General features: G+C 60.4%; 19 protein-coding genes. 4 read left to right on the top strand and 15 right to left on the bottom strand.

Annotated features, from left to right (window positions below; translation table 11 throughout):
- Window positions 1-11: 11 nt before the first annotated feature.
- Window positions 12-914 (bottom strand): AraC family transcriptional regulator, encoded by a 903-nt coding sequence (locus Q1V60_RS14400; protein ID WP_300631437.1) that lies wholly within the window; start codon window positions 912-914, stop codon window positions 12-14.
- A 99-nt stretch (window positions 915-1,013) separates the two neighbouring features.
- Here Q1V60_RS14400 and Q1V60_RS14395 point away from each other — a divergent pair, with 99 nt between their 5' ends.
- On the top strand, window positions 1,014-1,367 hold the full coding sequence (locus Q1V60_RS14395; RefSeq protein WP_010167834.1) for a carboxymuconolactone decarboxylase family protein: 354 nt from the start codon (window positions 1,014-1,016) through the stop codon (window positions 1,365-1,367).
- On the opposite strand, the gene Q1V60_RS14390 is transcribed toward Q1V60_RS14395, so the two are convergent.
- A complete protein-coding gene (locus tag Q1V60_RS14390) occupies window positions 1,345-2,310 on the bottom strand; it encodes a DJ-1/PfpI family protein (protein WP_300631434.1) in 966 nt (321 codons plus the stop codon). The two genes, Q1V60_RS14395 and Q1V60_RS14390, sit on opposite strands and share 23 nt — an antisense overlap.
- 242 nt (window positions 2,311-2,552) lie before the next feature.
- On the opposite strand from Q1V60_RS14390, the gene Q1V60_RS14385 reads away from it, so the two are divergent.
- Window positions 2,553-3,194 carry an HD domain-containing protein gene (locus Q1V60_RS14385; protein WP_300631432.1) on the top strand — a complete coding sequence of 214 codons (642 nt, stop codon included), beginning with the start codon at window positions 2,553-2,555 and terminating at the stop codon, window positions 3,192-3,194.
- Between the two features lie 46 nt (window positions 3,195-3,240).
- On the opposite strand, the gene Q1V60_RS14380 is transcribed toward Q1V60_RS14385, so the two are convergent.
- From Q1V60_RS14380 to Q1V60_RS14350, 7 genes are all read right to left on the bottom strand, one after another.
- Window positions 3,241-4,125 (bottom strand): ABC transporter permease subunit, encoded by an 885-nt coding sequence (locus Q1V60_RS14380; protein WP_300631430.1) that lies wholly within the window; start codon window positions 4,123-4,125, stop codon window positions 3,241-3,243.
- Window positions 4,122-5,042 carry an ABC transporter permease subunit gene (locus Q1V60_RS14375; RefSeq protein ID WP_057014223.1) on the bottom strand — a complete coding sequence of 307 codons (921 nt, stop codon included), beginning with the start codon at window positions 5,040-5,042 and terminating at the stop codon, window positions 4,122-4,124. The genes Q1V60_RS14380 and Q1V60_RS14375 overlap by 4 nt, the downstream gene beginning before the upstream one ends.
- Entirely contained in the window at window positions 5,039-6,181 is a 1,143-nt protein-coding gene (gene potA, locus Q1V60_RS14370) for a polyamine ABC transporter ATP-binding protein (RefSeq protein ID WP_003176776.1), read from the bottom strand. The genes Q1V60_RS14375 and potA overlap by 4 nt, the downstream gene beginning before the upstream one ends.
- A gap of 62 nt (window positions 6,182-6,243) precedes the next feature.
- The gene (locus Q1V60_RS14365) at window positions 6,244-7,338 is read right to left on the bottom strand and encodes a polyamine ABC transporter substrate-binding protein (protein WP_300631427.1); all 1,095 of its coding nucleotides are present in this window, start codon (window positions 7,336-7,338) and stop codon (window positions 6,244-6,246) included.
- A gap of 240 nt (window positions 7,339-7,578) precedes the next feature.
- Window positions 7,579-8,673 (bottom strand): polyamine ABC transporter substrate-binding protein, encoded by a 1,095-nt coding sequence (locus Q1V60_RS14360; RefSeq protein ID WP_300631451.1) that lies wholly within the window; start codon window positions 8,671-8,673, stop codon window positions 7,579-7,581.
- Between the two features lie 147 nt (window positions 8,674-8,820).
- Window positions 8,821-10,185, bottom strand: coding sequence for an aspartate aminotransferase family protein (locus Q1V60_RS14355; protein WP_300631426.1), 1,365 nt, complete (start codon window positions 10,183-10,185; stop codon window positions 8,821-8,823).
- A 57-nt stretch (window positions 10,186-10,242) separates the two neighbouring features.
- Window positions 10,243-11,601 (bottom strand): glutamine synthetase family protein, encoded by a 1,359-nt coding sequence (locus tag Q1V60_RS14350; RefSeq protein ID WP_300631424.1) that lies wholly within the window; start codon window positions 11,599-11,601, stop codon window positions 10,243-10,245.
- 597 nt (window positions 11,602-12,198) lie between these two features.
- On the opposite strand from Q1V60_RS14350, the gene Q1V60_RS14345 reads away from it, so the two are divergent.
- Complete coding sequence (locus Q1V60_RS14345; RefSeq protein ID WP_003176781.1) at window positions 12,199-13,575, top strand: glutamine synthetase family protein; 1,377 nt, start codon at window positions 12,199-12,201, stop codon at window positions 13,573-13,575.
- 153 nt (window positions 13,576-13,728) lie between these two features.
- Complete coding sequence (locus tag Q1V60_RS14340; protein ID WP_300631421.1) at window positions 13,729-14,358, top strand: TetR/AcrR family transcriptional regulator; 630 nt, start codon at window positions 13,729-13,731, stop codon at window positions 14,356-14,358.
- A gap of 129 nt (window positions 14,359-14,487) precedes the next feature.
- Here the strand turns inward: Q1V60_RS14340 and Q1V60_RS14335 are convergent, their stop codons facing one another.
- The 6 genes from Q1V60_RS14335 to ssuE form a co-directional block, all read right to left on the bottom strand.
- Window positions 14,488-14,703, bottom strand: coding sequence for a TOBE domain-containing protein (locus Q1V60_RS14335; protein WP_169376958.1), 216 nt, complete (start codon window positions 14,701-14,703; stop codon window positions 14,488-14,490).
- Between the two features lie 19 nt (window positions 14,704-14,722).
- Complete coding sequence (gene ssuB / locus Q1V60_RS14330) at window positions 14,723-15,529, bottom strand: aliphatic sulfonates ABC transporter ATP-binding protein (RefSeq protein WP_300631417.1); 807 nt, start codon at window positions 15,527-15,529, stop codon at window positions 14,723-14,725.
- The gene (gene ssuC / locus Q1V60_RS14325; protein WP_300631415.1) at window positions 15,526-16,314 is read right to left on the bottom strand and encodes an aliphatic sulfonate ABC transporter permease SsuC; all 789 of its coding nucleotides are present in this window, start codon (window positions 16,312-16,314) and stop codon (window positions 15,526-15,528) included. The genes ssuB and ssuC overlap by 4 nt, the downstream gene beginning before the upstream one ends.
- Before the next feature lie 9 nt (window positions 16,315-16,323).
- Entirely contained in the window at window positions 16,324-17,472 is a 1,149-nt protein-coding gene (gene ssuD, locus Q1V60_RS14320) for an FMNH2-dependent alkanesulfonate monooxygenase (RefSeq protein WP_300631413.1), read from the bottom strand.
- A 25-nt stretch (window positions 17,473-17,497) separates the two neighbouring features.
- A complete protein-coding gene (locus tag Q1V60_RS14315; RefSeq protein WP_300631412.1) occupies window positions 17,498-18,466 on the bottom strand; it encodes a sulfonate ABC transporter substrate-binding protein in 969 nt (322 codons plus the stop codon).
- A gap of 96 nt (window positions 18,467-18,562) precedes the next feature.
- Window positions 18,563-19,156: an NADPH-dependent FMN reductase gene (gene ssuE / locus Q1V60_RS14310; RefSeq protein ID WP_300631411.1), complete on the bottom strand. Its 594-nt coding sequence runs from the start codon at window positions 19,154-19,156 to the stop codon at window positions 18,563-18,565.
- Window positions 19,157-19,427 lie beyond the last annotated feature (271 nt).

The raw sequence follows: 19,427 nt of genomic DNA, 5'->3' as shown, positions 1-19,427 counted from the left end.
TGGGCAGGCGGCTACCGCGCCCGCAGTCGCCCCGGCGCTTCGCCGTAGGTGTCCTTGAATTTCTTGCTGAACGCCGCCTGGGATTGGTAGCCCACCCGGGCGGCGATGTCGATCAGGCTCAGGCGGGACTGGCGCAGCAGGTTGAACGCCAACTCCATGCGCAACTGGGTCAACAGTACCCACGGCGACACCCCCGCCACTTTGACGAACGCCCGCATAAAGGTCGCGCGCGACATGTTGGCAGCCAAGGCCAGGCTGTCGATGGTCCATTCATGCCCCGGCTCGGCCAGCATGGCTTGCCAGGCGTTGCTCAAGCGCTTGTCGGCGAGCAAGGCGAAGGTCCCGGCCACCGGCGCCTGGTCGTTCAACCAGGTGCGCAGGATCAAGGTGAACAGGGCCGAGGAGAGTGCATCGATAAACGAACGGGCGCCCAGTCGCTGGCCGTCCGCTTCACTGCGCAGCAGGGCGATCAACGCCGCCAGTTGCCCGTCGCCCTGCCACTGTCGACTGGACACCACCAGGTAATCCGGCAAGGCACCGAACAACAACGACTGGCGGTTGTAATGAAAGCTGCCGCACAGCATGTCCAGGTCCGGCTGGTCGCCGCCCAGGCGATGCACCGTCAACACACCGCCCTCGATGACCCGTGGCTGCATCGGCCGAATCCGCGCGCCCTGGCTGCGCAGCAGATGAGTCCCGCCACCGGGCATCAGCAGGATATCGCCCTCCTCCAATGTCACCTGCTGCCCGCCCGACAGCTCGGCGCGGCAAGTGCCGCTAAGCACGATGTGATAAGGCGCCACGCCGAGGTTTTCCGGCGCATGGTCCAGCGCCCAGTCACCCTGGAACTGGCAACGCAAATCCAGACTGCCGCGCAGGTTGGCCAGCGCGATAAGGGTGTCGATCGAATTCATTTGCGAGCATCGGTCAAAAAGATGAGCGGATTGAACAATAACCCCGACAACGAACGGCACAGACTGGCTTCACACCCAACCCGTTCAGGAGTTACCGCAATGTTCAATAACTGGTCCGACTTGCTGCCTACCGTGAAGAAAGCCTTTGGCGCGCTGGGCAAGAGCAACCCGAAGATGGTCAAAGCCTACATGGCGCTGGGGGAAGCTGCCGAGGAAAACAATGTCCTCGACGCCAAGACCCGCGAGCTGATTTCCATCGCCGTGGCCATCACCACCCGCTGCGACGGTTGCATCGGCGTGCATGCCGATGCCGCGATCAAGGCCGGGGCGACCCGCGAAGAAGTGGCCGCTACCCTGGCCACCGCAATTTCCCTGAATGCGGGTGCGGCGTACATCTACTCGCTGCGCGCACTCGAGGCCTACGACACGCTCACACCGGCGCCGCAAAGTTAAGTCTGAACTGTTGCGGCGTCACGCCCAGCCGGCGGTTGAACACACTGCGCATGTGCTGGGCATCGCGAAAACCGCACTGATAGGCCACCGTCTTCAGCGGCGCGTGGGTGCTTTCGAGCATAATCCGCGCCGCATCCACGCGTGCCCTCTCCACAAATTCCGCCGGCGTAATCCGCGCTTCACGGGCGAATACCCGAGAAAAATTGCGCGCACTCATATTCGCCGCCCTGGCCAGGTCGGCAATGCTCAAATCCCCGGTCAGGTTCGCCAGCACGTACAACTGCACCAGCGCCACCGCCGAGGTGGTTTCGGCATGAGGCGTGAGGAACGGGCTGAACTGCGACTGGCCGCCCGAACGCTGAGTGAACACGACTAACCGCTTGGCCACGCTCAACGCGACTTCCGGGCCATGGTCCTGGGCCAGCAGGTAAAGCGACAGGTCGATCCCCGCCGTGACCCCGGCCGAGGTGTAGAGGTTGCCGTCCTGCACATACAGACGGTCGGCTTCGACCTGGGCCGAAGGGCACAAGCGCGCCAGGTCGGCGGCGTCACCCCAATGCGTGGTGACGGTTTTACCGTCCAGCAGACCGGCGCGGGCCAGCATGAAGGCGCCATTGCAAATCGAGCCGAAGCGCCGGGCCCGCGCGGCGGCGGCGCGTAGCCAGTCATCAAACGGCGGGCCGAAATCCTCGAAGGGCAACTGCGGTCCGCCGGCGACCAGCAGCAGGTCATAGGCCTGCAAGGCTTGGCTGTAATGCTGGTGAGCCTGTAACGACAAACCGTTGGAGCACGCCATGCTGCCGTGGCCAAGGCCGATGACTTCCAGCTGATAGTGGTCTTCAGGCGCCAGGAATCTGTTCGCCTCGCAGAACACGTCCATCGGCCCGGTCACGTCCAATGACTGGACGCCGGGGAAGATCAGGACGGCGACGGTTTTTTGCATGGGGAAACCTTTATCTCCGGGCGCACTTCAAAACCCTGGGGGAGCGGGCTTGCCTGCGATGCAGACAACTCGGTCCATCAGGTATACCGAGGTGATGCTATCGCAGGCAAGCCACCGTCCACATTTGATCGCGTGCCGCTTTGGCACGATGTGGCGGCACATTGGCCGGGATCGCACCCTCACCACGATGGCCCACTCGCGGGTGCGCGACCAGACTGGAGACTTTCCCGAGGAGAGTCACCATGAGCACCACCATTGCCGGTATCAAGATCCCCGACAGCGCCCTGGCCAGGGCCACCACCGAGTACATCCGCGACATCGAGTCCGACCTGCTCTACCACCACTCCCGCCGGGTCTTCCTGTTCGGTGCATTGAGCGGTGAGCGCAAGCAACTGGCTTATAACCCGGAGCTGCTGTACGTGGGCGCAATGTTCCACGACCTCGGCCTGGTGGAAGGCCATCGCAGCGACAACGAGCGCTTCGAAGTGGACGGCGCCAACGCGGCGGCCGCCTTTCTCAAGCCCTATGGGCTGAGCGATGACGATATCGAACAAGTGTGGTTGTCCATCGCCCTGCACACCACGCCGGGCGTGCCGCAGCATCTGCGCCCCACCGTGGCGCTGGTGACTGCCGGTGTGGAGATGGACGTGCTGGGCATGGACTACGCCGCGTTCAGCAGCGTGCAGCGCGAAGCGGTGGTGCATGCGCACCCACGTGGTGAGGGATTCAAGGAATGCATCATCTGCGCGTTCGCCGACGGCTTGCGTCATCGCCCGCAGACCACGTTTGGCAACGTGAAGACCGATGTGTTGGTGGATCAGGAGCCGGGGTTCAAGCCGATGAACTTTGTGGAGGTGATCCGCAAGTCGCCGTGGGCTGCATAGCTGGCTTGAATGCAAGCCAGCTACAGTTTTTACCCGGTTCCGGCAGTCAGACCGGCGCCGGCGCCCGACGCTTGTCCGGCTGCTGCCAGCCATCGGCAGCGGCTTCTTCAATGGCTTGCTGAATGGCCTTTTTGCGGTGTTCCTCGGCCCGACGGCTGAAGAACCACACCAGGAAGGTCACCAGCGACACCGCCAGCAGAATCAGGCTGGCCACCGCATTGATCTCGGGCTTAACCCCAAGCCGCACGGCCGAGAAGACTTCCATCGGCAAGGTGGTCGAACCCGGGCCCGACACGAAGCTGGCCAGTACCAGGTCATCCAGCGACAGCGCGAACGACATCATGCCGCCCGCCGCCAGTGACGGCGCGATCATCGGGATAGTGATCAGGAAGAACACCTTCCACGGCCGCGCCCCCAGGTCCATCGCTGCTTCTTCGATCGACAGGTCCAGCTCACGCAAGCGGGCCGACACCACCACCGCCACATACGCCGCACAGAACGTGGTGTGGGCGATCCAGATGGTGACGATGCCACGCTCCTGGGGCCAGCCGATCAACTGCGCCATGGCCACAAACAGCAGCAACAGCGACAGGCCTGTGATCACTTCCGGCATCACCAGCGGCGCCGTGACCAGGCCGCCGAACAGCGTGCGGCCCTTGAACTGGCTGATGCGCGTCAGCACGAACGCCGCCAGGGTACCCAACGCCACCGCCGCCACTGCGGTGTAGCAGGCGATTTCCAGGGAACGCGCCACCGAGCCCATCAACTGGGTGTTGTCCAGCAGGCCCACGTACCACTTGATCGACCACCCGCCCCACACCGTCACCAGCTTGGATTCGTTGAACGAGTAGATCACCAGGATCAACATCGGCAGGTAGATGAACAACAACCCCACGACCAGCATGAAGCTGGAGAAACGAAAGCGCTTCATATCTTGCCCTCCAGCTCTTTGGCCTGGCTGCGGTTGAACAGGATGATCGGCACGATCAGGATCGCCAGCATCACGACCGCCAATGCAGAGGCCACCGGCCAGTCACGGTTGTTGAAGAATTCCTGCCACAGCACTTTACCGATCATCAGAGTTTCCGGGCCGCCGAGCAGCTCAGGAATCACGAACTCGCCCACCACCGGGATAAACACCAGCATGCAGCCGGCGATGATGCCGTTCTTGGACAGCGGCACGGTGATCTTCCAGAAGCTGTTGAAGGTGCTTGAGCCCAGGTCCGAGGCCGCTTCCAGCAGGCTCTGATCGTGTTTCACCAGGTTGGCGTACAGCGGCAGGATCATGAACGGCAGGTACGAATAGACCACGCCGATATACACCGCGATGTTGGTGTTGAGGATCTGCAGCGGCTCGTTGATCAACCCCATGGACATCAGGAAGCCGTTGAGCAAGCCGTTATTGCTGAGGATGCCCATCCACGCATACACGCGGATCAGGATCGCGGTCCAGGTCGGCATCATGATCAGCAGCACCAGCACCGTTTGCATTTCCTTGCGCGCGGTGGCGATGGCGTAGGCCATCGGGTAGCCGATCAGCAGGCACAGCAGCGTGCTGAAAAACGCCATTTTCAGCGAGCCCAGGTACGCGGCGATGTACAACTCATCGCCCGCCAGCAAGCTGTAGTTGGCCAGGTTCAGCACCACTTGCAGCTTTTGCTCAACGTAGGTGTAGATCTCGGTGTAAGGCGGGATCGCCACATCGGCTTCGGCAAAGCTGATTTTCAACACGATGAAAAACGGCAGTGCGAAAAACAGGAACAGCCAGAGGAAGGGAATCCCGATGACCACCTGCTTGCCACTGGGCACGATGCGATCCAAGCGCCGCTTGAATTTCTTCATGTTCATGAGCGTAGTACCACGCCGCTGTCGTCTTCCCACCATACGTACACCTGGTCACCCCAGGTTGGGCGCTGGCCACGGCGTTCGGCGTTGGCCACGAAGGACTGCACCAACTTGCCGCTCGGCAGCTCCACGTAGAATACCGAGTGACCGCCCAGGTAGGCGATGTCGTGCACTTTGCCGCTGGACCAGTTGTGCTCACAGGTCGGCATTTCGGTGGTGACCAGCAGTTTTTCCGGGCGGATGGCGTAGGTCACCGATTTGTCTTCCACCGCGGTGGCGATGCCGTAGCCCACGTAGATATCGCGGTCCAGGTCCGGGCACTTGAGCACGGCGTGGCCTTCGGCGTCGTCCACCACTTGGGTGTCGAAGATATTGACGTTGCCGATGAACTCGCACACCAGGCGGCTGGTAGGCGTTTCGTAGATATCGATCGGGCTGCCGATTTGAGCGATCCAGCCCAGGTGCATGATCGCGATGCGCTCGGCCATGGTCATGGCCTCTTCCTGGTCGTGGGTCACCATCACACAGGTCACGCCGACGCGTTCGATGATCTCGACCAGTTCCAGCTGCATCTGCGAGCGCAGCTTCTTGTCGAGGGCGCCCATGGGCTCATCGAGCAGCAGCAGTTTTGGACGCTTGGCCAGGGAGCGGGCCAAGGCCACACGCTGGCGCTGACCGCCGGACAGCTGGTGCGGCTTGCGCTTGGCGTACTGGCTCATCTGTACCAGCTTGAGCATCTCGGCCACGCGGGCATCGACTTCGGCCTTGGGAATCTTGTCCTGTTGCAGGCCGAAGGCGATGTTCTGCGCCACGGTCATGTGCGGGAACAACGCGTACGACTGGAACATCATGTTGATCGGCCGCTCATAGGGCGGCATGTCGGTGATGTCCACACCGTCGAGGTAGATGCGGCCTTCAGTCGGGCGCTCGAAACCGGCGAGCATGCGCAGCAAAGTGGACTTGCCCGAACCCGAACCGCCGAGCAAGGCGAAAATCTCGCCTTTCTTGATTTCCAGGGACACATCGTCCACGGCAATCGTCTCGTCGAACTTCTTCGTGACCCGGTCGATTTTGACCAGCACCTTTTTCGGTGTCTGGTCGCCCTCGAGGGCTTTCTTATAGGCGCCGGAGGCAACTGCCATTTACGAAACTCCCAACAAATTTGCAGTTCGCCCCAGGTGAGCGAACTTGGATAGTTTGAGCCTTACTTGCCCGTCTTGACCTTGGTCCAGCTACGGGTCATTAAACGCTGCACTTTGGGGGGCAACTCGAAGTTAACGAATGTCCGGTCAAGAACCGCCTGCGGTGGGTAAACCGCTGCGTCGGTGCGTATCGATTGCTCCATCAGTTTGTCCGACCCTGGGTTCGGGTTGGCGTAACCGACGTAATCACTGACCTGCGCGATCACTTCAGGTTGCAGCAAATAGTTGATGAAGGCGTGCGCCTCCTTAACGTTGGCGGCGTCCTTGGGAATCGCCAGCACGTCAAACCACAGGTTGCCGCCTTCCTTGGGAATCGCGTAGGCGATGTTCACGCCTTTGCCCGCCTCGGCCGCGCGGGCCTTGGCCTGGAACACATCGCCGGAGAAACCGGCGGCCACGCAGATGTTGCCGTTGGCCAGGTCCGAGATGTATTTGGAGGAATGGAAGTAGGTCACGTAGGGACGCACTTTCAGCAGTTTTTCTTCGGCCTTCTTATAGTCGGCCGGGTTGGTGCTGTTCGGGTCCAGGCCCATGTAGTTGAGCACCGCGGGCAGCATTTCATCCGCCGAATCCATGAATGACACGCCGCAGGTGGCGAGCTTCTTCATGTTTTCCGGTTCAAACAGCATGGCCCAGGAGTCGATCTTGTCGACGCCCAGTACCTCCTTCACTTTGTCGACGTTGTAACCGATGCCGTTGGTACCCCACAGGTAAGGCACGGCGTAGGCATTGCCCGGATCATTCTTCTCAAGGCGCTTGAGCAATGCCGGGTCGAGGTTGGCGTAGTTCGTCAGCAACGACTTGTCGAGTTTCTGGAACGCTCCAGCCTTGATCTGCTTGCCCAGGAAGTGGTTGGACGGCACCACCACGTCATAACCGGTGCGCCCGGCGAGCAGCTTGCCTTCCAGGGTTTCGTTGGAATCGAACACGTCATACACGGGCTTGATGCCGCTGGCCTTTTCGAAGTTGGCCAGGGTGTCGGGGCCGATGTAGTCCGACCAGTTATAAACATGCACGGTCGGTGCGGCCTGCACGCTGACAGCCAGCGTGATACCTGCACCCACCAGCATGGCTTTGCGAAATAAAGAAATTGGCAAGTGGAGGTCCTCTTAAATAGTTGGGCCTAAAGTTGTTGCCCGGCAACAAAACCGGCGCGCAACTTACCCTCGATAAACCGATCCGGCAAAGCTTTCTGTCATCTAATTTGTGGAAGACGGTTTGCGCGGGAGCGGGCTTGCTCGCGAAGACGGTGTGTCAGCCAGCCAATGCATCAACTGATACGCCGCTTTCGCGAGCCAGCCCGCTCCCACACAGGCCCGCTCTCACAGGTTTAAGGGTTATTTACCTGATTTGATTTTGGTCCAGCTGCGGGTCATTTCACGCTGAGTCGCAGCCGGCAAGTCGGCAATCGCGTAGAGCTTGGACTGCACCTCAGCCGACGGGTAGATGCCCGGGTCGCTGGTGATGTCTTTGTCGACCAGCGCAGTGGCTTTCTCGTTACCGTTCGGGAATCGCACGCTGTTGGTGATCGCCGCCATGACGTCCGGCTTGAGCAGGAAGTTCATGAAGGCGTAAGCGGCCTCGACGTTTTCAGCATCTTTGGGGATGGCGACCATGTCGAAGAAGCTGCCGGCGCCTTCTTTTGGAATGTCGTAGGCGACTTTGACTTTGCCACCGGCTTCAGCCGCTCGGGACTTGGCCTGCTGGATGTCACCCGAGTAACCCACGGCTACGCAGATGTTGCCGTTGGCCAGGTCTGAGATGTACTTGGAGGAGTGGAAGTAGCCAATCGAAGGACGGATTTTCAGGAACAGGTCTTCGGCTTGCTTGAGGTCGGCCTTCTTCTGGGTGTCGGTCGGCAGGCCCAGGTAATGCAGCGCGATCGGCAGCATTTCGGTCGGCGAGTCGAGGAAGCTCACGCCGCAGCTTTTCAGCTTGGCGATGTTTTCCGGCTTCATCAGTACATCCCACGAATCGATCTTGTCCACGCCCAACGCGGCCTTGACCTTCTCCGGGTTGTAGCCGATACCAATCGAGCCCCACATGTACGGGAACGCGTGCTTGTTGTCCGGGTCGCTGATCGACACGGCCTTGAGCAAGGACTTGTTCAGGTTGCTGTAGCCCGTCAGCTTGGACGTGTCCAGCTCCTGATAGACACCGGCCTTGATCTGCTTGGCGAGGAAGTTGTTCGACGGCACGACAATGTCGTAGCCGGACTTGCCTGCCAGCAATTTGGCTTCCAGGGTCTCGTTGCTGTCGAAAACGTCGTACACCACCTTGATGCCCGACTCTTTTTCAAAGTTGGCGATGGTGTCCGGTGCAATGTAGTCGGACCAGTTGTAGACGTGCAGCACTTTATTGTCCGCCTGGGCCGCGCCCGCCATTGCGCCCATCAGGGACAAGGCGAGGAGGGTCTTGCCAGCGTTCTTCAAACCTAATGCCTTCATTGGGTAATGCTCCGATTTTTCTTTTTTGGGCCGCAAGTTGTATGTTTCGGGCCCAGCCAAAGGGCAACAAAACAGGACGACAGTCTGGCAAGTTCGGGGGCCTGCTTTCAACCGGCCCCCACATTTATCTACTCAGTCCTGCAATGCCGCCAAAGTCAGGTCCAGGCACTGGCGGGCCTTGGTCACCAACTCGTCGATCTCAGCCTTGCTGATCACCAACGGCGGCGACATGATCATGGTGTCGCCCACGGCGCGCATGATCAGGCCATTGTCGAAGCAGAAAGTGCGACAAATCATGCCGGCGCCCTTCCCTTCGTAACGCTTGCGCGTGGCCTTGTCCTGCACCAGTTCGATCGCACCGAGCATGCCCACGCCGCGCACTTCACCCACCAGGGGATGGTCCGCCAGTTCCCTCAGACGTTTCTGCAAATAAGGTGCCGTTTCGTCGTGTACGCGGTTAACGATTTTCTCATCGCGCAATATGCGGATGTTTTCCAGGGCCACCGCCGCCGCCACCGGATGCCCGGAGTAGGTGAACCCGTGGTTGAAATCGCCGCCTTCGTTGAGCACGGCCACTACATCGTCGTGCACGATCAGGCCGCCCATGGGCACGTAGCCCGATGTCAGGCCCTTGGCGATGGTCATCATGTGTGGCTTGAGGTCGTAGAAATCGCTGCCGAACCACTCGCCGGTACGGCCGAAACCGCAGATCACTTCGTCGGCGACAAACAGGATGTCGTATTTGGCAAGGATTTCCTTGATGCGCGGCCAGTAAGTATCTGGCGGCACGATCACGCCCCCGGCGCCCTGGATCGGCTCGGCAATAAAGGCGCCGACGTTATCCACGCCCAGTTCCAGGATCTTCTCTTCCAACTGGTTGGCGGCCCAGGTCCCGAATGCTTCAGGGCTCATGTCGCCGCCTTCGCCAAACCAGTAAGGTTGGGCGATGTGGGTGATGCCAGGGATCGGCAGGTCGCCCTGTTCATGCATATAGGTCATGCCGCCCAGGCTGGCGCCGGCCACGGTGGAGCCGTGGTAGCCATTCTTGCGGCTGATGATGGTTTTCTTGTTGGGTTGGCCTTTGATCGCCCAGTAGTGGCGGACCATGCGCAACATGGTGTCGTTGCCTTCGGAGCCGGAACCGGTGAAGAACACGTGGTTCATCCCGGCGGGTGCGACTTCGGAAATAACTTTGGCCAGCTCGAGTACCGGCGGGTGAGCGGTCTGGAAGAACAGGTTGTAGTACGGCAGTTCTTTCATCTGCCTGGCGGCGGCATCAGCCAGTTCATCGCGACCGTAACCGATCGCCACGCACCACAGGCCGGCCATGCCGTCGAGGATCTTGTTGCCTTCGCTGTCCCACAGGTAAACGCCGTGAGCTTTGGTGATGATCCTTGGGCCTTTCTCTTTCAATTGCTTGAAGTCGCTGAACGGCGCCAGGTGGTGATCATTGCTCAAGGCTTGCCATTCACGGGTTTGCGGGTTGTTGCTGGACATACCGTTCTCCTAGACTTTTCAGTGAAGGCGCGCCGTTTGAAGGGCGCGCCCGGCGCATCAGACGGCGAAGAGCAGGAATTCCCGCTCCCACGAACTGATCACGCGCTTGAAGTTTTCATGCTCGGCCCGCTTGACCGCGACGTAGCCTGTGATGAACTTCTGACCCAGGTATTTCTCGATGGTCTTGCTGTTTTCCATACGTTCCAACGCGTCTTCGATGGTCAACGGCAGGCGCAGATTGCGTCGCTCGTAACCACGGCCCACCACGGGTGCGCTCGGGTTATGACCTTCGACCATGCCGATGTAGCCACAGAGCAAACTGGCGGCGATCGCCAGGTACGGGTTGGCATCGGCGCCCGGCAAGCGGTTTTCCACGCGGCGGTTCTGCGGGCCGGCATCCGGTACGCGCAGGCCCACGGTGCGGTTTTCCTCACCCCACTCCACGTTCACCGGCGCCGAGTTGTCGGGCAGGAAACGGCGGAATGAATTCACGTTGGGGGCGAATAAAGGCAGCAATTCGGGGATGAATTTCTGCAGGCCACCAATATGGTTGAGGAACAGTTGGCTCATGCTTCCGTCTTCATTGGAGAAGACGTTCTTGCCGGTGGTTGTGTCGATAATGCTCTGGTGCAGGTGCATCGCACTGCCGGGCTCGCCGGTCATGGGCTTGGCCATGAAGGTAGCGGCCACATTGTGCTTGAGCGCGGCTTCACGCATGGTGCGCTTGAACACCAGAATCTGGTCGGCCAGGGACAATGCATCGCCGTGACGGAAGTTGATTTCCATCTGGGCGGTGCCGTCTTCGTGGATCAGCGTGTCGAGGTCAAGCTCCTGCAGTTCGCACCAGTCGTAGACATCCTCGAACAGGGGGTCGAATTCGTTGGCCGCTTCTATAGAGAAGGACTGACGCCCCGTCTCCGGGCGACCGGAACGGCCAATCGGCGGTTGCAGCGGGAAGTCCGGGTCTTCGCAGCGCTTGGTCAGGTAGAACTCCATCTCCGGCGCCACGATTGGCTGCCAGCCGCGGTCGGCGTAGAGCTTGAGGACTTTCTTGAGCACGTTGCGCGGCGACAGCTCGATCGGGTTGCCTTGCTTGTCGTAGGTGTCGTGGATCACCTGGGCGGTCGGCTCGATGGCCCAGGGCACCAGGAATACCGCGTTCTGGTCGGGGCGGCAGATCATGTCGATGTCGGCCGGGTCGAGCAATTCGTAATAGATGTCGTCTTCGACATAGTCGCCGGTCACGGTCTGCAACAGAACGCTTTCGGGCAGGCGCATGCCTTTTTCGGCGATGAACTTGTTGGTCGGCGAGATCTTGCCCCGGGTGATGCCGGTGAGGTCGCCAATCATGCATTCGACTTCTGTGATCTTGTGGTCTTTCAACCAATCGGTGAGCTGGTCGAGGTTGTTACTCATAAATGCCTCTGGGCTGGGTTTCCTGGCATCCATTAAAGGCCAGGCGTTGGTTGACGCAGCATCCGCGTCGTTTGTTCGTTCAGGGTAAGAGCTTACCTGCCATTTGCCCCAGGGTTGCATTCCTCACGCCAAACTTGTGCAGAATCATGATCGGCACAGCGAATGAGGGCCGGTCGGCGGCGTGGGAGTTGGCAAAGAAGAGGTCGGACGGGCCGTCAAGAATATTGGCCGGTGCGTGAGCGCTCACGCGGGACGAACGGACTGCGGGCAACGCCTGGCTGAAGCAGGCAGAGACGCCGATTGGCGGCAGGTGAAACATGAAGCACCCCGATATTATTGCTGTTATGGGTTTGAATCGAGCTTAGCCTTGTTCATTTTTTTACACAACACCCCCGTAAAAAATACAACACGGCCCGCTCAAGGCTGCATGTCCTCAGCCACCAAAACCCAAAAAACCGCCCCAAAAAGCCCCAAAAAAGGCGCCTCGGCGCTTTTTTAGGGCAAAAAAGGCCTCGCTTGACTTCGGCATGCCGTTCGGGTTGACTGAAACCAGAAAAGATCAATGATTGATATTTTTAACAACAAAGGTGTTGCATCATGTCGGTACCCCCGCGTGCCGTTCAGCTTAACGAAGCGAACGCGTTCCTTAAGGATCATCCTGAGGTTCTGTACGTAGACCTTCTAATTGCGGATATGAATGGTGTGGTGCGCGGTAAGCGCATCGAACGCACCAGCCTCCACAAGGTTTACGAGAAGGGCATTAACTTGCCTGCCTCTTTATTTGCCCTGGATATCAACGGCTCTACGGTGGAAAGCACCGGCCTGGGCCTGGATATCGGCGATGCTGACCGAATCTGTTATCCAATCCCCGACACCCTGTGCAACGAGCCATGGCAAAAGCGCCCAACCGCGCAATTGCTGATGACCATGCACGAACTGGAAGGTGAACCGTTCTTCGCCGATCCGCGCGAAGTGCTCCGTCAAGTCGTCAGCAAGTTTGACGACATGGGCCTGACCATCTGCGCCGCCTTCGAGCTTGAGTTCTACCTGATCGACCAGGAGAACGTGAACGGCCGGCCACAACCGCCGCGCTCGCCGATTTCCGGCAAACGCCCGCACTCGACACAGGTCTACCTGATCGACGACCTCGACGAATACGTCGACTGCCTCCAGGACATTCTGGAAGGTGCCAAAGAGCAAGGCATTCCGGCCGATGCGATCGTCAAGGAAAGTGCCCCGGCGCAGTTCGAAGTTAACCTGCACCACGTCGCCGACCCGATCAAGGCATGCGACTACGCGGTATTGCTCAAGCGCCTGATCAAGAACATCGCCTACGACCATGAGATGGACACCACCTTCATGGCCAAGCCTTACCCAGGCCAGGCAGGCAATGGTTTGCACGTACACATCTCCATTCTGGACAAGGACGGCAAGAACATTTTTGCCAGCGAGGATCCCGAGCAGAACGCCGCATTGCGTCACGCGATCGGCGGTGTGCTGGAGACCCTGCCCGCCCAAATGGCGTTCCTGTGCCCCAACGTCAACTCCTACCGTCGTTTCGGCGCACAGTTCTACGTGCCGAACTCGCCGTGCTGGGGCCTGGACAACCGCACCGTGGCGATTCGCGTACCGACCGGCTCGTCCGATGCGGTGCGTATCGAACACCGTGTGGCCGGCGCCGATGCCAACCCGTACCTGCTGATGGCTTCGGTCCTGGCGGGCGTGCATCACGGTCTGACCAACAAGATCGAACCGGGCGCGCCAGTGGAAGGCAACAGCTACGAGCAGAACGAACAGAGCCTGCCGAACAACCTGCGCGATGCCCTGCGTGAGTTGGACGACAGCGAGGTGATGGCCAAGTACATCGATCCTAAATACATCGATATCTTCGTCGCCTGTAAGGAAAGTGAGCTGGAGGAGTTCGAACACTCCATCTCCGACCTTGAGTACAACTGGTATCTGCATACCGTGTAAGCGGTTGCTGCAGTAGAGGAACGCCGCTGACTGGGGTCAGCGGCGTTTTTTTTGGTTTGTCCGACCGACCGCAGTGGCTTGCCTGCGATGGCGCTTTGGCAGACAACACAGATTCCTGCTCATACAATGCCTGTTGCCTTGCAGGAGACTTTCATGACCACCCGCCCCGCCGCCCCTCGCAAACCGCGCGCCCGCAGCCAGGCCCGGATAGACGCGATTCTGGACGCCGCCCGCGCCTTGCTGGCAGCCGAAGGCGTGGCCGGTTTGTCGATCTACAGCGTGGCCGAACGGGCGCAGATCCCGCCCTCCTCGGTGTACCACTTTTTCGCCAGCGTGCCGGCATTGCTGGAGGCGTTGACCGCCAATGTGCACGCGGCCTTTCGCGCGGCCATTGAAGCGCCCATCGAACATGACTCAATCAAGACGTGGCGCGACCTGTCCTGCATCGTCGAGCAGCGCATGCTCACCATCTACAGCAACGATGCCGCCGCCCGCCAGTTGATCCTGGCCCAGCATGGGCTGACCGAAGTAACCCAGGCCGATCGCCAGCATGATCTGGAGTTGGGGGATTTGATGCTGGAGGTGTTCAACCGCCACTTCGAAGTGCCCACACTGCCGAGCGATGTGGATGTGTTTGCTCTGGCGCTGGAATTGAGCGACCGCGTCTATGCGCGCTCGGTGCATCAGCATGGGCTGATCACGCCGCGCATGGCGCAAGAAGGGATGCGGGTGTTTGATGCGTATGTGGGGCTTTATTTGCCGGCGTATTTGCCCAAGCGCTGAGTTGTGTAACGGCTGGACTGGCCTCTTCGCAGGCAAGCCAGCTCCCACATTGACCGGGTTTCACCTTTGAAAGGCAGTCAATGTGGGAGCAGGGTTTGCCCGCGATGAGGGCCTCGGGATCGATGCAAATCACAACTTGGCAATCGACACCTCAGTGGATTTCACAAAGGCAATCACCTCACTGCCAATCACCAGCTCCAGCTCCCTGACCGAGCGGGTGGTAATCACGGACGTGACGATGCCGGACGCTGTCTGCACGTCGATTTCCGACAGCACGTCGCCTTCGACGATTTCCTTGATGGTGCCTTTGAACTGGTTACGCACGTTGATGGCTTTGATAGTCATGATGTTTCTCCTGTGTGAGTTATTGCGCCCAACGCAATTGCGTCGGCAGCGGTGAAACCGGTTCGGGTTCCGGTGGTGAGCCGGGCAGCGACAGCACGCGGTTGAGCACTTCGGCTTCCAGCGCAGCCAGGCGGTGTGAGCCACGGGCGCGGGGACGCGGCAGCTCGACATTCAGGTCGAGGCCGATTTCGCCGTCTTCGATCAGGATGACCCGGTCGGCGATCGCCACGGCTTCACTGACGTCATGGGTGACCAGCAACACGGTGAAGCCGTGTTTGCGCCAAAGATTTTCGATCAGTTGCTGCATTTCGATACGGGTCAGGGCATCCAGCGCGCCCAGCGGTTCATCCAGCAATAACAGACGCGGCTGGTGAATCAAGGCGCGCGCCAGGGCGACGCGCTGCTTCTGGCCACCGGACAAAGCCGCCGGCCACTCATCGGCACGCTCGGCCAGGCCCACCGCCTCCAGCGCGTCCAACGCCCTGGGGCGCCAGTTGCCCCTGAGGCCAAGGCCGACGTTATCGATGATCTTTTTCCACGGCAGCAAGCGCGCTTCCTGGAACATCAGCCGCGTGTCTTCGATCGCTTCGTGCAGCGGCGCACAGCCCGCCAGCAGCTCGCCGCCAGTGGCTTTGTCCAGGCCCGCCAGCAGGCGCAGCAAGGTACTTTTGCCACAGCCGCTGCGGCCGACCACGGCCACGAACTGGCCGGCAGGAATATGCAGGTCGATTTCCTTGAGCACTTCGCGAGCGCCAAAGGACTTGCGCAACTTGCGCACCGCCAGGGGAATACCCTTCAGCAAGCGCGGGGGTTGTTGGGCCGTCATGCCGCACCTCCCTTATTCACTTGATACGCCGGATGCCAGCGCAGCCATACCCGTTCCAGGCCACGCGCCGCCAGGTCGGCCAGCTTGCCGAGGATCGCGTACATCACGATGGCCAGCACCACCACGTCGGTTTGCAGGAACTCGCGGGCATTCATCGCCAGGTAACCGATGCCGGAACTGGCCGAGATGGTTTCCGCCACGATCAGCGTCAACCACATAAAGCCCAGGGCAAAGCGCACGCCCACCAGGATCGACGGCAACGCGCCCGGAAGAATCACTTGCCGGAACAGACTGAAGCCGGACAACCCGTAGCTGCGCGACATCTCCACCAGCGCCGGATCGACGTTGCGTATGCCGTGGTACGTATTCAGGTAGATCGGGAATAACGTGCCGAGCGCCACCAGGAAAATTTTCGCGGTCTCGTCGATCCCGAACCACAGGATCACCAATGGAATCAGCGCCAGGTGCGGCACGTTGCGGATCATCTGCACCGAGCTGTCCAGCAACCGTTCGCCCCACTTCGACAGGCCGGTGATAAAGCCCAGGGCCAGGCCGATGCTGCCACCGATCACAAAGCCCAGGCCTGCGCGCCAGCCACTGATGGCCAGATGTGTCCAGATTTCGCCGCTGCGGATCAGGTTGATGCCGGCCTCGATGACGGCACTGGGCGCCGGCAGGATACGCGTCGACAGCCAACCCGCCGTCACCGACAACTGCCACACCGCCAGCAATAAAATCGGCAACACCCAGGGCGCCACGCGATGACTGAATTTTTCCAGGTTCATAGCGCCGCCTCAGCTCTGCGATGCAGCTTTGGGAAGGATGTCGTTGGCCACCATCTCACCGAATGGGCTGACGTAGCCGGCGCTTTTCGGCAGTTCGGCACGTTCGATATCCAAGTGAGGGAACAGCAGCTCGGCAACCCGATACGCCTCTTCCAGGTGTGGATAACCGGAGAAGATAAAGGTGTCGATGCCCAGGTCGGCGTACTCCTTCACCCGCGCCGCAACCGTTGGGCCATCGCCCACCAGCGCAGTGCCCGCGCCGCCGCGCACCAGGCCGACGCCCGCCCACAGGTTGGGGCTGACTTCCAGGTTGTCGCGACTGCCGCCATGCAAGGCCGCCATGCGCTGCTGGCCTACCGAATCGAAGCGCGCCAGGGACGCCTGGGCGCGGGCGATGGTTTCGTCGTCCAGGTGGGAAATCAGTTTATCGGCGGCTTTCCAGGCCTCCTCGTTGGTTTCACGCACGATCACATGCAAGCGAATGCCAAAGCGCAGGGTGCGACCGAGTTTCTCGGCCTTGGCGCGCACTTGTTGAATCTTCTCCGCCACCGCTGCCGGGGGTTCGCCCCAGGTCAGCACCATTTCCACTTGTTCGGCCGCCAAGTCCTGGGCCGCTTCGGACGAGCCGCCGAAGTACAGCGGTGGGCGTGGCTGCTGGATCGGCGGGTAGAGCAACTTGGCGCCTTTGACGCTGATGTGCTCGCCGTCGTAATCCACGGTCTCGCCTTCGAGCACGCGGCGCCAGATACGGGTGAATTCCACCGACGCTTGATAGCGCTCTTCGTGGCTGAGGAACAAGCCGTCGCCGGCCAGTTCCTCCGGATCACCGCCGGTCACCAGGTTGAACAGCGCACGGCCACCGGACAAACGGTCCAGCGTCGCCGCCTGGCGCGCGGCTACCGTCGGGGAAATGATTCCGGGGCGCAGCGCGACGAGGAATTTCAAGCGCTGAGTCACGGGAATCAGCGAGGCGGCCACCAGCCACGAGTCTTCGCAAGAGCGCCCGGTAGGGATCAATACCCCACCGAAGCCCAGGCGGTCAGCGGCTTGAGCCACTTGTTGCAGGTAACCATGATCGACGGCGCGAGCGCCTTCGGCGGTACCCAGGTAATGACCGTCGCCGTGGGTAGGCAGGAACCAGAAAATATTGAGGCTCATGGAGTTGTCTCCTGAAAAAGTCGGATTACGGCGCTTTGGCAACAGCGGCGGGCGGGGTCCAGATCACGTCCTTGATGCTCAAGGGCTTGGGGATCAATTTGAGCTGGTAGAAGCTGTCGGCGATTTTCTGCTGGGCCGCGACCACGTCAGGCGTGAGGAACAGCGCGCCGTAGCCCTGGCGTTTCACCGAGGTCAGGGTGATATCAGCGGGCAGGCCGAGCAGCGGTGCGACCTGGTCAGTCACTTGCTGGGGGTTGGCCTTGGACCATTCGCCCACGGCGCGCACTTCTTCCACCAGCGCCTTGATCACCTCGGGGTGCTGTTCGGCGTAGGGCCTGGTCGCCAGGTAGAACTGGTGGTTATCGGCAATGCCGGTACCGTCGCGCAGGGTGCGCGCTTGCAGCTGTTTCTCGGCGGCGGCCTGGTAGGGGTCCCAGATCACCCAGGCGTCCACACTGCCGCGCTCGAAGGCGGCGCGGGCATCGGCGGGCGGCAGGAACACGGTTTTCACGTCGGTGTAGGCCAGGCCGGCGTCTTCCAGCGCACGTACCAGCAGGTAGTGCACGTTGGAGCCTTTGTTCAGGACAATTTTCTTGCCCTTGAGCTCGGCCACCGATTTGATCGTTGACTCCTTCGGCACCAGGATCGCTTCACTGGTCGGCGCCGGCGGCTCGTAGGCCACGTAAAGCAGATCCGCACCGGCGGCCTGGGCGAATACGGGTGGGGTTTCGCCGGTGACGCCAAAGTCGATTGAGCCGACGTTCAGGCCCTCGAGCAATTGCGGGCCGCCGGGGAATTCGGTCCATTGCACCTGCACGCCCTGGGCCGCCAGGCGACTTTCCAGGGAGCCCTTGGCCTTGAGCAGCACCAGCGTGCCGTATTTCTGATAACCGATCCGCAGGGTTTGTGCGGCGTGGGCTTGAACGATGGCGCCGAAGGACACAGCCGCAGCAAACAGTGCGACCAGACCACGACGCAAAATGACAGTGCGCATGGCGCTCTCTCCAAATATGCGATGGGGGTGTTGGCTGCACCTGCTTGGCCGTTGGCGGCTGAGTAAGGTGAGTGTTTCCAGATGTCGGGGTGAGGCTCAAATGCTCCAGCGAGCACTCAACAAGCGTTCATTCAATACATGCGGGTCCAGCGGTTTCGGGCGGCGGGCCATGGCGCTGTAAAACTGCTCCAGGGCCTCGTGCAAACGCTGTTCAAGCACGGGCACCAATTGCGCCTGGGCACTGCCTTCGCCGTAGGCGATCTGGCTGTCTTCGGCGTAAATCCCATGGAGCAATTCCTGCGCCTTCAGCGCCGACAGCACGGGCTTGAGGGCGTAGTCCACCGCCAGCATGTGCGCGATGCTACCGCCGGTGGCCATCGGCAAGACCACCTTGTGGGCCAGGGCGCGCTCGGGCAGCAAGTCGAGTACCGTCTTCAAGGCACCGGAGAACGACGCCTTGTACACCGGCGTGGCGATCACCAGGCCATCGGCATTCGCCACTTGCTGCAACAGGTCAATGACCTTGGGGCTGTCGAACCGCGCATGCAGCAGGTCTTCAGCCGGGAAGTCGCGTATCTGGTAACTCACCACTTCCACGCCCTGGTCCTGCAACCATTGACGGGCTTTGTGCAGCAAAACCCCTGAGCGGGAACGCTGACTGGGACTGCCTCCAAGTGTTACGACCAGCATGCAAGTATTCCTTGAGCAAGTGTCGGCGATTCGTTGTGTGACGATGGCGCCAAGATGGAACAGACCTTAGCAGCAGATTCATATATCTTTAAATCTTATTTATTCATTTGTTTATTCCATAAAAACATATGTAACAAACGGATCTTCAGGCGCAAAAAAAGGCCGTCGAAACGGCCTGAAAACCCCTGCTGCGCGAGTCGATTTCAGCTTGAAACGCGGTAGAAATGTGGGAGCGGGCTTGCTCACGAATGCGGGCTGTCAGTTGATGCTT

It is taken from the genome of Pseudomonas sp. (assembly GCF_030147005.1).
In the GTDB taxonomy this organism is placed as follows: domain Bacteria; phylum Pseudomonadota; class Gammaproteobacteria; order Pseudomonadales; family Pseudomonadaceae; genus Aquipseudomonas.
Note: the sequence above shows the minus strand (reverse complement) of the source record. Positions and strands in the feature narration are given on the sequence as shown.

What these genes read in the sequence shown, in the direction of transcription:
- Q1V60_RS14400 (WP_300631437.1), bottom strand. Translation starts at nt 914, where the DNA reads ATGAATTCGATCGACACCCTTATCGCGCTGGCCAACCTGCGCGGCAGT.
- Q1V60_RS14395 (WP_010167834.1), top strand. Translation starts at nt 1,014, where the DNA reads ATGTTCAATAACTGGTCCGACTTGCTGCCTACCGTGAAGAAAGCCTTT.
- Q1V60_RS14390 (WP_300631434.1), bottom strand. Translation starts at nt 2,310, where the DNA reads ATGCAAAAAACCGTCGCCGTCCTGATCTTCCCCGGCGTCCAGTCATTG.
- Q1V60_RS14385 (WP_300631432.1), top strand. Translation starts at nt 2,553, where the DNA reads ATGAGCACCACCATTGCCGGTATCAAGATCCCCGACAGCGCCCTGGCC.
- Q1V60_RS14380 (WP_300631430.1), bottom strand. Translation starts at nt 4,125, where the DNA reads ATGAAGCGCTTTCGTTTCTCCAGCTTCATGCTGGTCGTGGGGTTGTTG.
- Q1V60_RS14375 (WP_057014223.1), bottom strand. Translation starts at nt 5,042, where the DNA reads ATGAACATGAAGAAATTCAAGCGGCGCTTGGATCGCATCGTGCCCAGT.
- potA (WP_003176776.1), bottom strand. Translation starts at nt 6,181, where the DNA reads ATGGCAGTTGCCTCCGGCGCCTATAAGAAAGCCCTCGAGGGCGACCAG.
- Q1V60_RS14355 (WP_300631426.1), bottom strand. Translation starts at nt 10,185, where the DNA reads ATGTCCAGCAACAACCCGCAAACCCGTGAATGGCAAGCCTTGAGCAAT.
- Q1V60_RS14350 (WP_300631424.1), bottom strand. Translation starts at nt 11,601, where the DNA reads ATGAGTAACAACCTCGACCAGCTCACCGATTGGTTGAAAGACCACAAG.
- Q1V60_RS14345 (WP_003176781.1), top strand. Translation starts at nt 12,199, where the DNA reads ATGTCGGTACCCCCGCGTGCCGTTCAGCTTAACGAAGCGAACGCGTTC.
- Q1V60_RS14340 (WP_300631421.1), top strand. Translation starts at nt 13,729, where the DNA reads ATGACCACCCGCCCCGCCGCCCCTCGCAAACCGCGCGCCCGCAGCCAG.
- Q1V60_RS14335 (WP_169376958.1), bottom strand. Translation starts at nt 14,703, where the DNA reads ATGACTATCAAAGCCATCAACGTGCGTAACCAGTTCAAAGGCACCATC.
- ssuB (WP_300631417.1), bottom strand. Translation starts at nt 15,529, where the DNA reads ATGACGGCCCAACAACCCCCGCGCTTGCTGAAGGGTATTCCCCTGGCG.
- ssuC (WP_300631415.1), bottom strand. Translation starts at nt 16,314, where the DNA reads ATGAACCTGGAAAAATTCAGTCATCGCGTGGCGCCCTGGGTGTTGCCG.
- ssuD (WP_300631413.1), bottom strand. Translation starts at nt 17,472, where the DNA reads ATGAGCCTCAATATTTTCTGGTTCCTGCCTACCCACGGCGACGGTCAT.
- Q1V60_RS14315 (WP_300631412.1), bottom strand. Translation starts at nt 18,466, where the DNA reads ATGCGCACTGTCATTTTGCGTCGTGGTCTGGTCGCACTGTTTGCTGCG.
- ssuE (WP_300631411.1), bottom strand. Translation starts at nt 19,156, where the DNA reads ATGCTGGTCGTAACACTTGGAGGCAGTCCCAGTCAGCGTTCCCGCTCA.